This window comes from Yokenella regensburgei, assembly GCF_003634235.1.
GTDB lineage: Bacteria > Pseudomonadota > Gammaproteobacteria > Enterobacterales > Enterobacteriaceae > Yokenella > Yokenella regensburgei.
Genome location: NZ_RBIZ01000005.1, coordinates 619109 through 635260, shown reverse-complemented (window position 1 = coordinate 635260; position 16152 = coordinate 619109). Strand labels below are relative to the sequence as shown.

At 54.2% G+C, this 16152-nt stretch carries 12 protein-coding genes; all 12 read right to left on the bottom strand.

All coding sequences use genetic code 11. From position 1 onward, the window contains the following. Positions 1–7: 7 nt before the first annotated feature. Positions 8–2146: a lysine decarboxylase LdcC gene (locus C7387_RS18000; RefSeq protein WP_120817211.1), complete on the bottom strand. Its 2139-nt coding sequence runs from the start codon at positions 2144–2146 to the stop codon at positions 8–10. 98 nt (positions 2147–2244) lie between these two features. Next, positions 2245–3204, bottom strand: coding sequence for an acetyl-CoA carboxylase carboxyl transferase subunit alpha (accA, locus tag C7387_RS17995; protein ID WP_006817232.1), 960 nt, complete (start codon positions 3202–3204; stop codon positions 2245–2247). 12 nt (positions 3205–3216) lie between these two features. Continuing rightward, positions 3217–6699, bottom strand: coding sequence for a DNA polymerase III subunit alpha (gene dnaE / locus C7387_RS17990; protein ID WP_120817210.1), 3483 nt, complete (start codon positions 6697–6699; stop codon positions 3217–3219). 33 nt (positions 6700–6732) lie between these two features. Continuing rightward, positions 6733–7329, bottom strand: a complete 597-nt coding sequence (rnhB, locus tag C7387_RS17985; protein WP_006817230.1) for a ribonuclease HII — start codon at positions 7327–7329, stop codon at positions 6733–6735. Further along, positions 7326–8474, bottom strand: coding sequence for a lipid-A-disaccharide synthase (gene lpxB / locus C7387_RS17980; protein WP_120817209.1), 1149 nt, complete (start codon positions 8472–8474; stop codon positions 7326–7328). The genes rnhB and lpxB overlap by 4 nt, the downstream gene beginning before the upstream one ends. Then, positions 8474–9262: an acyl-ACP--UDP-N-acetylglucosamine O-acyltransferase gene (gene lpxA, locus C7387_RS17975; protein ID WP_006817228.1), complete on the bottom strand. Its 789-nt coding sequence runs from the start codon at positions 9260–9262 to the stop codon at positions 8474–8476. Before lpxA ends, lpxB begins: the two co-directional genes overlap by 1 nt. Positions 9263–9265: 3 nt before the next feature. After that, on the bottom strand, positions 9266–9721 hold the full coding sequence (gene fabZ / locus C7387_RS17970) for a 3-hydroxyacyl-ACP dehydratase FabZ (RefSeq protein ID WP_006817227.1): 456 nt from the start codon (positions 9719–9721) through the stop codon (positions 9266–9268). 106 nt (positions 9722–9827) lie between these two features. After that, positions 9828–10853, bottom strand: a complete 1026-nt coding sequence (gene lpxD / locus C7387_RS17965; protein ID WP_006817226.1) for a UDP-3-O-(3-hydroxymyristoyl)glucosamine N-acyltransferase — start codon at positions 10851–10853, stop codon at positions 9828–9830. A 3-nt stretch (positions 10854–10856) separates the two neighbouring features. Next, a complete protein-coding gene (gene skp / locus C7387_RS17960) occupies positions 10857–11351 on the bottom strand; it encodes a molecular chaperone Skp (protein WP_038252089.1) in 495 nt (164 codons plus the stop codon). A gap of 121 nt (positions 11352–11472) precedes the next feature. Further along, entirely contained in the window at positions 11473–13887 is a 2415-nt protein-coding gene (gene bamA, locus C7387_RS17955) for an outer membrane protein assembly factor BamA (protein WP_006817223.1), read from the bottom strand. A gap of 31 nt (positions 13888–13918) precedes the next feature. After that, the gene (gene rseP, locus C7387_RS17950) at positions 13919–15271 is read right to left on the bottom strand and encodes a sigma E protease regulator RseP (protein ID WP_006817222.1); all 1353 of its coding nucleotides are present in this window, start codon (positions 15269–15271) and stop codon (positions 13919–13921) included. Positions 15272–15282: 11 nt separating this feature from the next. Next, entirely contained in the window at positions 15283–16140 is an 858-nt protein-coding gene (gene cdsA, locus C7387_RS17945; RefSeq protein WP_006817221.1) for a phosphatidate cytidylyltransferase, read from the bottom strand. Positions 16141–16152: the final 12 nt, after the last annotated feature.

The window sequence follows — 16152 nt, the reverse complement described above, 5'->3', positions numbered from 1 at the left end:
CAAGTCCTCAGTGATTTTTTAAGACCCGTACCCGATAAACGCCATCCTCACCGCGACGGGCACCGTGGATATCGGTTTCGAAACCAGGGTAATGTTGCCCCACCGAGCATAGCATCAGCAGAAAATCGAGTACTGCCCGACTCTCTTCGGTAATCATCTCGCCCGGCATCAGCAAAGGCACACCCGGTGGGTATGGCAAAATCATATTGGCTGATACTCTGCCTACCAGATTTTGCAGCTCAATCGTTTCTACCTCGCCTCTAATCTGTCGTTGCCAGGCCTGATGCGGCGTCATTTTCATCTCCGGCAACACGTCGAACGCCTGCAGCATCAGGCGCGAAAGCTGATGCTTACGAATCAGTTGGTGGATCCCCTGAGCCAGATCCTGAATCCGCATATTGCGATAGAAATCCGGATCTTCGGCATACAGATCCGGCAGCATATTCTTCACCCGCAGGTTGAGATCGTAGGCACGTTTAAATTCGGTAAGGCCACGCAGCAGGCTCATCGCCCGGGTTTTATCAATACCGATACTGAACAGGAACAGCAGGTTGTAAGGCCCGGTCTTCTCCACGACCACGCCGCGCTCATCGAGGAATTTCGCCACCAGCGCGGCCGGGATACCCTCCTCGCTCATGGTACCCTGCTCATCCATGCCAGGCGTGAGGATCGTGACCTTCACCGGATCGAGAAACATATGATCGGCGTCGGCGTCACTAAAGCCGTGCCAGCTCTCGCCGGGAGAAACTGGCCAGCACTCCGCGCTCTCTACTTCCTGCGGCTGCCAGATATCAAAAAACCACCCGTCGGACTCTTCGCGCAGGCGCTGAACCTCGCGGCGAAAGTGCAGCGCACGCTCAACGGAACGGTGAATAAGACGTCTTCCAGGGTTACCCCGCAGCATTGCTGCCGCAGTCTCCACCGAGGCAACAATCGGGTAGCTTGGCGATGTCGAGGTGTGCATCATGAAGGACTCATTAAACGTCTCTTCGTCATAATCACCTTTGATATGGATTAGCGAAGCCTGCGATAGCGCCGCCAGCATTTTGTGAGTCGACTGCGTTTCAAAAATGACTTTGCCCGCTTCGCGTTCACCGCTCATACCGCTTTTCCCCTGATAGATGGGGTGAAAATGCGTGTACGGCACCCAGGCAGAATCAAAATGGATAGAGGGCACATCGAGCGTCTTTTTTATCCAGGTGGTGTTGTACAGCAGGCCGTCGTAGGTGGAGTTGGTGATAACGGCATGCACCGGCCACTGCGCCTGCTGCGTGGCGGCTACCTTCTGCGTAATGCTTTCACGGGTAAATTCCCGCCGGGGAATGCCCCCCAGGATCCCGAGCGCGTTGCGGGTGGGTTTTAACCACAGCGGTACGACGTCGCTCATCATCAGCAAATGAGCGAGCGATTTATGGCAGTTTCTGTCGATAAGCAGCGTGCTGCCGGTGGGCGCGGCGTACATCCCGACAATCTTGTTCGAGGTAGAGGTCCCGTTGGTCACGATATAGCTTTGCTCGGCCCCAAAAGTACGGGCAATGTACTCTTCCGCCTCGAGGTGTGGTCCGCTGTGGTCGAGCAGTGAGCCAAGTTCCGTAACCGAGATAGAAACATCCGCTTTCAGGGTGTTACCGCCAAAGAAATCGTAAAACAGGCAACCTACGGGGCTTTTCTGATACGCGGTACCGCCCATATGGCCCGGCGTACAGAAGGTATATTTGCCCTCTTTCACGTAGGTGAACAGCGCTTTGGTAAACGGCGGTGTGATGTTGTCGAGGTATTCGCCAATATACTGACGAACGCGGTCAGCTATCTCTTCCGACTGCTCCAGTGCATATTCGAAGAACCACAGCGCCATGCGCAGATCCTGGACCGTCACGTCCATTGTCGAATGGGTATCGATAAAGGCAAACAGCGGAAGATGCTCGTTCAGATGGTTAATCTCACTACATAGTGAAACACCGTATTCGTCCCAGTCGAAAATCACCCCGCAGATGCGTGGGTTGTGTTCAATCAGCTTGATAAGATCCGCACTGTTCTGCGGCCAGATGGCCCTGAACCCACGCCGGGTAAGCGCCGCTTCCAGTTCTTTGATCGGTTCGTCTTTATGCCAGGCTCCGTGCGGCCCCATGATAGCGATAATATTCACATGTTCCTCCTGAAAACGTTTTATTAATCATAGCCTGGCGCTTCTTCGGGCATAAAAAAAGCCGCAACAATGTGCGGCTTTTCAGAAGGATCCGGCAATTACGCGTAGCCGTAACCCATCAGACGCTGGTAGCGACGATTGGTCAGCTCTTCTTTGCTCATGGTGTCGAGCTCAGCCAGGTCAGAAATCAGCTGCGCTTTCAGGCTCGCGGCCATCGCTTCCGGGTTGCGGTGTGCGCCACCCAGCGGCTCTGGAACGATAGAATCAATAAGCTTCAGCTCTTTCAGACGCGGCGCGATGATACCCATGGCTTCGGCAGCCAGCGGAGCTTTGTCGGCGCTTTTCCACAGAATGGAAGCACAGCCTTCCGGAGAGATAACGGAATAGGTGCTGTACTGCAGCATATTCACTTTATCGCCCACGCCAATCGCCAGCGCGCCGCCGGAACCACCTTCACCAATAACGGTGCAGATAACCGGTACGCTCAGACGTGACATTTCACGCAGGTTACGGGCGATCGCTTCGGACTGACCACGCTCTTCCGCGCCCACGCCCGGGTATGCCCCTGGGGTGTCGATGAAGGTGATGATCGGCATGTTGAAACGTTCTGCCATTTCCATCAGGCGCAGCGCTTTGCGGTAGCCTTCCGGTGCCGGCATACCAAAGTTACGACGGATCTTCTCTTTGGTTTCACGGCCTTTCTGATGACCAATGATCATCACCGGACGTCCGTCGAGACGCGCAATCCCGCCGACAATCGCTTTGTCGTCGGCATAGGCACGGTCACCTGCCAGCTCGTCAAACTCGTCGAAGGCCAGGCGGACGTAATCCAGGGTATATGGACGTTGCGGATGGCGTGCCAGCTGGGCAACCTGCCATGCGCCAAGATCGGCGAAGATTTTACGCGTCAGTTCTACGCTTTTTTCACGCAGACGATGCACTTCTTCGTCGATGTTAATATCCAGTTTTTCATCCTGGCGGCTCACTGCCGTCAGGGAATCGATTTTCGCTTCCAGCTCGGCAATCGGCTGTTCGAAATCAAGGAAATTCAGACTCATAGTATTCCTGTATTAGTCAAACTCCAGTTCCACCTGCTCCGTGCCGATAAGGCTACGCAGATCGTTGAGTAAACGATCGCTCGGAGAGACACGCCATGTCGCGCCAAAACGCAACCGTGCGCGTGCATCAGCCCTCTGATAATAGAGGTGTACTGGAATGGTCCCCGAGCGGTGGGGTTCCAGAGACTGACGGAGACGGTTTAAAAGCTGGTCATCAATTTGCCTGTCCGTCAGCGAGATAGCAAGCCCGCGCGCGTATTTTTCGCGAGCTTCGTCAATGTCCATGACTTCGCGGGCGGTCATTTTAAGCCCCCCACTGAAGTCATCAAAGCTGACCTGTCCGCTGACGATAAGTATGCGGTCATTTTCCAGCAGGTGCTGATATTTATCCAGAGCATCCGTGAATAACATCACTTCAAGGCGTCCGGAACGGTCATCCAGCGTACAGATGCCGATACGATTGCCGCGTTTGGTGACCATAACCCTCGAGGCAATCACGAGCCCCGCCGCCGTGGTGACTTTACCACGATCGGTCGGATGCATGTCTTTCAGCCTACAGCCTCCGACATAGCGCTCAATTTCTTTCAGATACTGGGTAATCGGGTGCCCGGTCAAATACAGCCCCAGCGTTTCCCTTTCACCATCCAGTACCGTTTGTTCTGGCCACGGCTGACAGCTGGCATAGGATTGTTCAATCTGCTCCGGCTCTTCCGCCAGAACGCCGAACATATCTGCCTGCCCTATCGCCTCGGCTTTGGCGTGCTGATCCGCTGCCTTTAAAGCATCGTTCAGCGAGTTCATCAGTGCTGCACGGTGCGGCCCAAGGCGGTCAAACGCCCCGGACATAATCAGTTTTTCCAGCACCCGACGGTTCAGCTTTTTAATGTCGGTCCGCGCGCACAGGTCAAACAGCTCGCGGAAATAGCCGCCATTATTGCGAGCCTCGATGATAGCTTCAATCGGCCCTTCACCGACGCCTTTGATCGCGCCGATACCGTAAACAATTTCACCGTCGTCGTTAACGTGGAAATGATACAGCCCGGAGTTGATATCTGGCGGCAGAATTTTAAGCCCCATGCGCCAGCATTCATCCACCAGGCCAACCACCTTCTCGGTGTTATCCATATCGGCAGTCATTACCGCCGCCATAAACTCGGCCGGATAGTGCGCCTTCAGCCACAGCGTCTGGTAGGAGACCAGCGCATAGGCTGCGGAGTGCGATTTGTTAAACCCGTACCCGGCGAATTTTTCCACCAGATCGAAGATTTTCATCGCCAGTTCGCCGTCAACGCCGTTCTTTTTCGCCCCTTCCTCGAAGGTGCCGCGCTGCTTGGCCATCTCTTCCGGCTTTTTCTTACCCATCGCACGACGCAGCATATCCGCGCCGCCGAGCGTATAGCCAGAGAGCTCCTGGGCAATCTGCATAACCTGTTCCTGGTACAGGATAATGCCGTAGGTCGGCTCCAGTACCGGTTTCAGACACTCATGCTGCCACTGTACGTCCGGGTAGGAAATCTCTTCGCGGCCGTGCTTACGGTCGATAAAGTTATCTACCATCCCCGACTGCAGCGGCCCCGGACGGAACAGGGCCACCAGGGCTATCATATCTTCGAAGCAGTCAGGCTGCAGACGTTTAATGAGGTCTTTCATGCCACGCGATTCAAGCTGGAATACCGCGGTGGTTTCCGAGCGCTGCAGCATGTCGAAGCTTTTCTTATCGTCGAGCGGGATCGCCGCAATGTCGAGAGGCGGTTCACCCTGCTTCTCACGACGGGCGTTAATCATCTCAAGCGCCCAGTTGATGATGGTGAGCGTACGCAAGCCGAGGAAGTCGAACTTCACCAGCCCCGCGTATTCCACGTCGTTTTTATCAAACTGGGTAACCGGGTGCATCCCCGCTTCGTCGCAGTACAACGGCGCAAAATCGGTGATTTTGGTCGGGGCGATAACCACCCCACCGGCGTGCTTACCGGCGTTACGCGTGACGCCTTCGAGCTTACGCGCCATATCGATCAGGGCTTTAACCTCTTCATCGGCGGCGTAAATTTCTGGCAGCTGTGGCTCCGCTTCAAACGCTTTCGCCAGCGTCATACCCGGGTCAGGCGGCACCAGCTTAGAGATGCGGTCAACGAAGCCATACGGGTGACCCAGCACGCGGCCTACGTCGCGGATAACCGCTTTCGCTGCCATGGTACCAAAGGTGATAATCTGCGATACCGCATCACGGCCGTACATGTCCGCCACGTGTTCAATCACCTGGTCACGTTTCTCCATGCAGAAGTCAACGTCGAAGTCAGGCATCGAGACACGTTCCGGGTTAAGGAAACGTTCGAACAGCAGGTCAAATTCCAGCGGATCGAGGTCGGTGATTTTGAGCGCGTAGGCGACAAGCGAGCCCGCACCGGAGCCACGCCCCGGCCCTACCGGCACGCCGTTGTCCTTCGACCACTGGATAAATTCCATGACGATGAGGAAGTAGCCCGGGAACCCCATCTGGTTTATCACCTTCAGTTCGATATCCAGGCGCTCGTCGTATTCCGGCCGACGTTCCGCCCGCACCTGTGGATCCGGGAACAGGAACTCAAGGCGCTCCTCCAGCCCCTCTTTTGACTTCATGACGAGGAAGTCTTCGGTGCTCATTTCACCGGTCGGGAACTGCGGCAGGAAGTATTCGCCAAGGCGCACGGTGACGTTACAACGCTTGGCTATCTCAACGCTGTTTTCCAGCGCCTCAGGGAGGTCGGCAAACAGCTCGCACATCTCGTCTTCGCTGCGCATATATTGTTGCGGCGAATAGTTACGCGGGCGCTTAGGGTCGTCGAGCGTAAATCCATCGTGGATAGCAACGCGGATCTCATGCGCGTCGAAGTCACCTGAATCAATAAAACGAACGTCGTTCGTGGCCACCACCGGCAGACCGCGCGCCTGTGCCAGGTCGACAGCAGCATGCAGATAGCTCTCTTCATCGGCACGACCGGTACGGATAAGTTCAAGATAGTAGCGGTCAGGGAAATGTGTCTCATAGAACGAGACGAGCTGCTCTACCAGCGGCATATTGCCACGCAGCAGCGCTTTACCGACGTCGCCCATGCGGGCCCCAGACAACAGGATCAGTCCTTCCTGAAGCTCTACCAGCCAGTCGCGGTCAATCCACGGTCCAGAAGCACCATAACCGCGCTGGTAAGCGCGGGAAATCAGCAGCGTCAGGTTCTGATAGCCGACGTTATTGGCAGCAAGCACCGTCAGTTGAGAAAACTCATCACCCAGCAGATCGCACTGCACGTGGAAGTCAGCGCCAACGATGGGTTTAAGACCAGCACCGTGTCCCGCTCCGTAGAACTTCACCAGACCGCACAGGTTGGTGAAATCGGTGATCGCCAGCGCAGGCATACCGAGTGCGGCCGCCTTTTTTACCAGCGGCCCGGTTTTCGCCAGCCCATCAATCATGGAGTAGTCACTGTGCACCCGCAGGTGTACGAAACGTGGTTCAGCCATCTTAAATTTCCGCGTTGCTTAATAATGCCCGGTTCAGGACACGAGACCCAGTACGCGTTTTACCGGAGCAAAACTGCGACGATGATGCTCAGTCGCACCGTGCAGAGCCAGCTTTTCCAGATGGAAAGCGGTAGGATACCCCTTATGCTGAGCAAAGCCATACTGGGGAAAAGTGAGATCCAGCTCGGCCATCTCCGCATCACGGGTAACCTTCGCCAGAATCGATGCGGCGCTGATTTCAGCCACCCGGCTGTCGCCTTTAACGACCGCCATCGACGGCACCGGCAGCGCCGGGCAACGGTTGCCGTCTATCAGCACATATTCAGGTGGAATATGTAAGCCAGCCACGGCGCGCTGCATCGCCAGCATCGTGGCGTGCAAAATATTCAGTTCGTCGATCTCGTGCGGCTCCGCGCGGCCAAGGCTCCAGCTCAGTGCCTTTTCTTTGATTTCGTCAAATAACGCGAGACGACGCTTTTCAGATAATTTTTTGGAATCGTTGAGGCCAACGATGGGCTGGGCCGGATCGAGGATCACCGCAGCGGTGACCACGGCGCCAACCAGCGGGCCACGCCCCACTTCATCCACACCCGCGACCAGGTGGGTATGCGGATAGATAAATTCAATCATTGTGCTAACTCCAGAACCGCATCGGCGGCTTGCTCATCCGCGTTACAGCGGATTTGCTGATGCAGCGCCCGGAAGGTGTCGTGCATATCGTGGCTGGTTTTACCGTCCGCCAACAGTGGCAGAAGCGCCTCGGCAAGCCGCTGTGGCTCGCACTCATCCTGCAGCAGCTCTTTTACCAGCTCCCGGCCAGCGAGCAGATTTGGCAGGGAAACGTAATCGGTTTTCACCAGCCGCTTTGCCAGCCAGAAAGTAAATGGCTTCATCCGATAACCCACCACCATCGGGCACTTGGCCAGCATGCACTCGAGCGCCGCCGTACCGGAAGCCAGCAGCGCGGCATCGCTCGCCACCATCGCTTCACGGCCTTTACCATCAAGTAAATGCACATGCAGGTCTGGCGCCACTTCAGCTTTAATTCGTTCAAACTGTTCACGTCGTTTGGCGTTCACCAGCGGCACCACGACTTCAAGATTCGGGTAGTGCTCCCGCAGGATCTGCGCCGTCTTCAGGAAGTCGGCGCTCAACATCTCGACTTCAGCCCCGCGGCTCCCGGGCAGCAATGCCAGGCAGTGAGCGTCGTGCGCAATACCCAGTACGTCACGAGCGGCATTTTTATCCGGGTCGAGCGGCATCGCATCCGCCATGGTATGACCGATGAAACGGCACGGCACGTTGAAACGATCGTAAAACGCTTTTTCGAAAGGCAGGAAGGCCAGCACCAGATTGGTGGACCTGCCGATTTTGAAAACGCGTTTTTGTCGCCAGGCCCACACGGACGGGCTGACGTAATGAATGGTTTTGATCCCCTGCTTTTTAAGATTTCCCTCAAGGGTAATATTAAAATCAGGCGCATCAATACCGACGAAAACGTCGGGTTTCAGCTCGGTAAGACGTTGAGTCAGGGAGGCACGAATGTGCAACAGACGACGCAGACGACCCAGGACTTCAACAATCCCCATCACCGCCAGTTCTTCCATTTCGTACCAGGCTTCACAGCCTTCCGCCTGCATCAGCGGACCGGCAACCCCAACAAAGCGTGCATTGGGTACGCGAGCCTTCAGGGCGCGAATAAGACCTGCGCCAAGGATGTCGCCGGAGGTTTCTCCGGCGACCAGGGCAATCGTCAGGGGACGCTGTTCTGCCATTAACGAATCAGACCGCGCGTCGAGCGTTCGAAGAACTCAGTGAACGCTTTGACTTCCGGGTGCTGTTCAGCCAGAGCTTCAATCTCTGGTTTGGCTTCTTCCAGCGTTTTACCGCTGCGGTACAATTGCTTGTACGCGTTACGGATAGCCGTAATCGCTTCGCGGCTAAAGCCACGACGCTTCAGGCCTTCGATATTCACGCCAAACGGCGTGGCATGGTTGCCCTGCGCAATCACATACGGAGGTACGTCCTGAGCAACGCCAGAACAGCCGCCGACCATCACGTGTGCACCAATGATGCAGAACTGATGAACTGCAGTCATACCGCCAATGATAGCGAAATCACCAATAGATACGTGCCCGCCCAACGTCGCGTTGTTTGCGAGGATGCAACGATTACCCACGACGCAATCATGCGCGATGTGCGCATTGATCATCAGCAGGTTATCGTTGCCTACCTTCGTCAATCCACCGTCCTGCACTGTACCGCGGTGAATAGTGACGCTCTCGCGAATGCGGTTGCGATCACCCACTTCCACGCGAGTCGGCTCGCCTGCGTACTTCAGATCCTGGTTAACTTCACCGATGGACACGAACTGATAGATCTCATTGTCACGACCGATGGTCGTGTGGCCGTTAACTACCACGTGAGATTTCAGTACGGTGCCTTCTCCGATTTCGACATTCGGGCCAACAAGACAAAACGGGCCAATGTGGACGTTAGCGCCGATAACAGCACCTTCTTCCACAATAGCGGTAGGATGAATAAAGGCAGTTTTATCAATCACGTATCAGGCCTCCCGGCTACGCGCACACATCATTGTCGCTTCGCAAACCACTTTACCGTCAACCAGCGCTACACCTTTAAAACGGGTCAGGCCACGACGGGTTTTCTCAAAGGTCACTTCCATGATCATCTGATCGCCTGGCACGACCGGACGCTTGAAGCGCGCTTCGTCGATACCCGCAAAGTAGTACAGCTCGCCCGGTTCCAGTTTACCAACGCTTTTAAACGCCAGAATACCGGTAGCCTGCGCCATCGCCTCGAGGATCAGAACGCCTGGGAAAATCGGCTTACCAGGGAAATGCCCCTGGAAAAACGGTTCGTTCACGGAAACATTTTTCACTGCGCGCAGAAAACGACCTTCTTCAAAATCCAGCACGCGGTCAACCAGCAAGAACGGGAAACGGTGCGGCAGAAGTTCTAAAATCTCTTCAATGTGCAGAGTATGAGTGTCAGTAGTCAAAATACTCTTCCTGTCAAAAATATACTGAATAGCAATAATAACACGGCCTGCCGCAATCGTATGAATGCCGCAGGCCGGGAAATGCAGGCGTCAGAATGATGAATTCTTAGTCTTGCTGATTGACCTTGCGCTCAATGCTCTTGAGACGCTTATTCATATCATCAATATTCATCACCAGGGCTGCGGTTTTACGCCACACTTTATTGGCTTGTAGCGGAATACCGGAGGAGTATACGCCAGGTTCGGTTATCGGGCGCATTACCATGCCCATCCCGGTGACCGTCACCTTGTCGCAAATTTCCATGTGCCCGTTAATCACGCTGGCGCCGCCAATCATGCAATAACGACCAATTTTCAGGCTGCCCGCCATGATGACGCCGCCTGCAACCGCGGTATTGTCGCCAATTACCACGTTATGTGCAATCTGGCACTGGTTATCAATGATAACACCGTTGCCGATCACCGTGTCGTCAAGTGCGCCACGGTCGATGGTGGTACAGGCACCGATCTCTACACGATCGCCAATAATGACGCGACCAAGCTGCGGGATCTTCACCCAGTTACCACGATCGTTGGCATACCCGAAACCATCAGCACCGATCACGGTACTGGACTGGATCAGGCAATTTTCGCCGATTTCAATCTCGTGGTAAACGGTAACGTTGGCCCACAAGCGGGAGCCGGCACCGATTTTGGTTTTTTTACCAACGAAGCACCCCGCGCCAATCACTACGTTGTCGCCCAGTACCACGCCAGATTCAATCACGGCATTAGCACCGACAGACACGTTGTTACCGAGCGTTGCCGTCGCATCAATCACCGCGCTTGGGGCGATATCCTGCGCCGGCTGCGGCGTGCTATCAAGAATTTGAGCCATGCGAGCGTAGGTCAGGTAAGGATTTTTCACCACCAGAGCTGCACTTTTAGCAAAAGGCAAATCATCCTGCGTCATGACGACAGCAGAAGCCTGGCAAAGGGCCAGGTGTTCACGGTACTTAGGATTTACCATGAACGTAATTTGGCCTGCTTTAGCGGATTGCATGGACGCAACGCCGGTGATGACGATATCGCCATCACCGTGTAATTCTGCATCCAACTGCTGTGCTAAATCAGCCAGTCGAATTGAAGGCATTACTTATTTAACCTGTTTCAGCACATCAGCGGTGATATCTTTGATATCGCTGCTGTTGTAAGCAACGGTGTTCGCGTCAACAACCAGATCGATGCTCTGGCTGGATGCCACACTTTTCACTGCGGTCTGGATACGAGTCACCAGCTTGCCGCGCTCTTCGTTAGAGCGACGAGCACGATCCTGCTCAAACTGCTGTGCTTTCTGAGAGAAAGCCTGGCGCTGAGACATGATGTCTTTTTCCAGCTTGCTACGATCCGCCGCTTTCATGGTGGAGCCATCACGCTGCAGACGCTGCATTTTGGACTGAAGGTCAGATTCCTGACGCTGCAGCTCGGATGCACGGCCTTTGAATTCGTTTTCCAGCGTAGCGGAAACACCTGTTTTCTGTGCAACCTGTTGGAACAGGCTACCCATGTTAACAATTGCAATTTTATCTGCTGCCTGAGCAGATGCCGCCATTGCTAAACCCAAACCTGCAGCTACTAACCACTTTTTCACAGTTAACTCCTTACCATCCCATTCGTACCCGGAGGTACCGTTTTTTGCGTGGCCTGGTGACCACCGAAGTGTTCACCTGAGTCATCGCTACACTGCACATACATTCCTTTGCGCTGAACAATTACCAGGTTTTACCAATGTTAAACTGGAATTGTTCGGCTTTGTCCCCTTCGTATTTCTTGAACGGCTGGGCGTAGGAGAAGACCAACGGCCCCAGAGGAGACATCCATTGTAATGCGATACCTGCAGACATGCGGATATTGCTCGGATCACTATAGTCCGGAATTCCCGCCTGTTGCATTTGCGCGGTATTATCCCAGTGAGTATCCCAGACGGTACCCGTATCCCAGAAGAAGGAGGTACGGACAGAGTTAGCATACTTATCACTGATAAACGGCGTCGGCACAATCAGCTCAAGGCTCGCCACCGCCATGGCGTTACCGCCCACCGCATCGTTAGACTTACATACAGTGCCGCTTGCCTGATTACATTCATTCAGCCCCGGAGCGCCGTAATACACCGCTTTCGGACCAATGTTGTTAGACTGGAAGCCACGCACGGTGCTGGAACCACCGGCATAGAAGTTCTCATAGAACGGCATTTCTTTGCCGCCCAGACCATCGCCGTAGCCCCAACGTGTACGACCTAACACGACCCACTTGTGATCGTTATCGATTGGGAAGTAAGACGCGGTATCCAGCGTGACCTTGTAGAACTCGTTGTCAGAGCCAGGTACGGTGACTTTACCGCTAAGGTTGACGCGGTTACCGTCGGTCGGGAAGAATCCGCGATCGAGGTTGTTATACGTCCAACCGTAGTTGAAGGTGAAGTCATCAGCGGAGAAGCCGTTGTTATCCGTTGTCGTACTGGCACTCTGACCAATGGAGTTCAGGTAACGGTTCATCGCCACCTGCGGCTGCATGTTAGACAGGTCGTTGTGGACGTAGCCTAAACCTGCACGCAGGGTGTTGTACTCGTTGATCGGGAAGCCCAGCGTCCCATCCACACCATAGCTTTTGTTGGTGTAGGAGGAGAGGTCAGCGTCATCTGCTTTAAAGTCATTGTAGAAGACACGTCCGCCGAGGCTAACGCCATCCACCGTAAAGTACGGGTTAGTGACAGAGAACTCGGAATACGTCTGGTAGTCGTTTTTGGTGCCGTTGATACCCACAGAGTAACCGGTACCTAACCAGTTATCCTGCTGAACACCCACCTGGAAGCTCACGCCACTTTCCGTACCGTAACCGATACCGAAGTTGAAGCTACCGGTGTTACGCTCTTTCACCTTGTAGACCAGATCAACCTGATCCGGGCTGCCCGGTACGCGCTGAGTATCCACATCAACCGTTTCGAAATAACCCAGACGGTTCAGACGCTCTTTACCCTGATCGACCAGATCGCTACCCAGCCACGCCCCTTCCATCTGGCGCATTTCGCGACGCAGTACGGAATCTTTGGAAGTGTCGTTGCCTTCAAAACGGATCTTACGTACGTAGTAACGGTTACCGGCATCAACGTTCACGTGCAGCTTAACGGTTTTATCCGCATCGTTGATTTCTGGCTGCGACTGAACACGCGGATAGGCGTAGCCATAGCGACCGAGAAGTTTCTTAATGTTATCTTCCATTTTGGTCACTTTGGTGCCGTTATACAGCTCGCCCGGCTCGACTTTAGTCAAGCTTTCGATTTCTGCAGAATGGCCCGCCAGATTACCGCTCACCTCAACACCAGACAGCTTGTACTGATCGCCTTCGGTGATGTTAACGGTGATATAGATACCTTTCTTGTCCGGCGTCAGGCTAACCTGAGTCGAATCAATGTTGAAGCGTGCGTAGCCGCGGTCCAGATAGTAGCTGCGCAGGGTCTCGAGGTCGCCCGCCAGTTTCTGTTTCTGATACTTGCGATCGCCCACCACGTTCCACCACGGCACTTCATCGCGCAGCTGGAAGTTGGAGATCAGCTCATCAGTACTGAACGCGTGGTTACCCACGATGTTGATCTGTTGGATTTTGGCGGAAACGCCTTCCTGGAAGACCAGCTTGAGGTCAACGCGGTTACGCGGCAACGGTGTGACCACCGCTTTCACGCTAGCGCTGTATTTACCGACGCTGTAGTAAAAGTCTTCCAGTCCCTTCTCAATGTCAGAGAGGGTGGTACGGTCAAGAGATTCGCCCACACGAACGCCGGATGCTTCCAGGTTCTGCTTCAGCATGTCATCCTTCACCGATTTGTTACCGGAGAACGTGATGCTCGCGATAGTCGGACGCTCTTTTACCTGAACCAGCAGCGTATCGCCATCACGCAGGACGCGAACGTCCTCGAAGTTCCCTGTAGCAAACAGAGCACGAATGGTGTTACTGATATCATCATCAGTTACCGTATCGCCTGGGCGCACGGGCATACTAAGAAGGGCCGCACCAACAGCGACTCGCTGCAAGCCTTCGAAATGAATATCCTTCACTACGAACCCGTCAGCACCGTATACGGTCGCGCTGCTAAACAGCAGCGACGCTATGAGCAACTTTTTCATCGCCATCGTTATTATGCGTTCTTCCTAACTATCTCTCTTACAACCGAGAGAAATCATTGAAAAGTGCAAGCCCCATTAACAGCACCAGCAAGATAGAGCCAATGCGATAACTAAAGTCTTGAACTCGCTCGGATACCGGCCCGCCTTTTAGCTTTTCAATCGCCAAAAAGAGCAGATGACCCCCATCAAGAACGGGAAGCGGGAACAGGTTGATAATGCCAAGATTCACACTGATGAGCGCAAGAAACATCAGATAGTAAATCAACCCAAACTCCGCAGACATCCCAGCCCCCTGAGCGATAGAGATCGGCCCACTGAGGTTGTTCAGTTTTACGTCACCGGTTATCAATTTTCCTAGCATCTGCACCGTCAGCTTCATCAGTTGCCAGGTTTTATCCGTGGCCTGAACAATAGCGTCAAACGGTCCATACTGCCGTACTGTCTTGTACTCATCGGGCAGCGGAATGATTTTCGGGACCACGCCCGCAAACCCTTCCGTCGCATTGCTACCGCGTTTTGTATCCGGTATCAATGTCAAAGACAAGAGGCTTCCCTGTCTTTCGATTTCTAGCGCCAATGGTTTACCCGGATTATCACGCACCAGGGTGACAAACGTCATCCAGCTTGTCAGCGGCTGACCATTGACTTTAACGATCCTGTCGCCGGCTTGCAAACCCGCTTTATTGGCTGCGGAATTTGCCTGTACTTCGGCAAGGGTCGTTTCAATTTGTGCACCGCGCGGACGAATCCCCAGTGACGTAACAGGATCTTCTTTGTCCGGCGCAAAAGCCCAATGTCGCAAGTTGAGGATTTTATCCTGGCGTTGCGTACTTCCGAAAGGGGCAACCGTCAGCGTTGTTTGCTCATCACCAATTTTGGCGACCAGCGCTAAGCGAACCGCATCCCAATCAGGCGTTTCGATACCGTCAACGGCTTTAAGTTCCGTGCCTGGTGCAATTTGTGCTTCTGCTGCGATGGAATTGGGCGTTATTTCACCAATCACCGGTTTCACACCGGGAACTCCGATGATGAAAACCAGCCAGTAGGCGAAAACAGCAAAGATGAAGTTTGCCACCGGTCCGGCAGCGATGACAGCGGCGCGTTGCCCCACTGTTTTATTATTGAAGGCGTAATGGCGCATTTCCGGTGCAACCGGCTCAACGCGCTCATCCAGCATTTTGACGTACCCACCCAGTGGGATCAGGGCAATGACGAACTCCGTGCCACGCTTATCGACGCGGCGCCACAGCGCCTTGCCAAAGCCAATCGAAAAACGTTCGACACGGATACCACAACGGCGGGCGACCCAGAAATGGCCAAATTCATGCACGGTGATAAGTACACCCAGCGCAATAATAAACGCAGCCAAATTCCAGAGAATGCTCAGCATAACACCGTCCGTTAAATCGTCCTGAAAACTAACAGCAACAGGCAGGCGAAGACCGGGACCGCAGCCGTCAGGCTGTCAATTCGGTCCAGAATACCGCCGTGTCCAGGAATCAAATGACCACTGTCTTTAATTCCCGCTTCCCGCTTAAACATACTTTCGGTCAAATCACCCAGTACTGAAGCCAGCGTTGCCACAATGGAACAGATCAGTAAGGTGACCGGGGCAACATCCAGATTGACCCATAAACCATAAGCCCACGAAATTACCGCTGCGGTAAACAGGCCGCCGATGAATCCTTGCCAGGTTTTCCCCGGAGAAACTTTCGGCGCCAGCTTGTGCTTGCCGAACAGTTTACCAAAGACATAGGCGCCGGAGTCAGCCCCCCACACCAGAATCATCACATACAGGAGCCACAGTGCACCGCTGTAGTGGTTATCGTCATAATGCCATGCTCGCAGTGCCACCATGCCCCAGAAGAACGGCACGATAGTCAGCAGACCAAAGAGCAGACGCAGCGTCTTTGAGGAGCGCCATACCGAAGCAGAACCCGGATAGGTCAACACCATCAGCAACGCAACAATCCACCAGCCGAGCGAGGCCCACAGAGAGCCCTGAACCAAAGGCAGCTGGACATTATGATGATACTCAGGCATCAGCAAGAGCATCAGCGCCAACAGCAGGCCACAAAACAGGGCCAGCCAGACGCGCTGTGTGCGGGATGTGAACCCGCTAAGCTGACCCCACTCCCATGCGGCCAGCATACAAATCACCAGAGTCAGAATGGCAAAGCCACCCGGCGGCAGTAAAAAGAGTGCCGCAATGACTACGGGTACTAAAACGAGAGCGGAAATAAGGCGATACTTTAGCAAAAGCTACCCCCA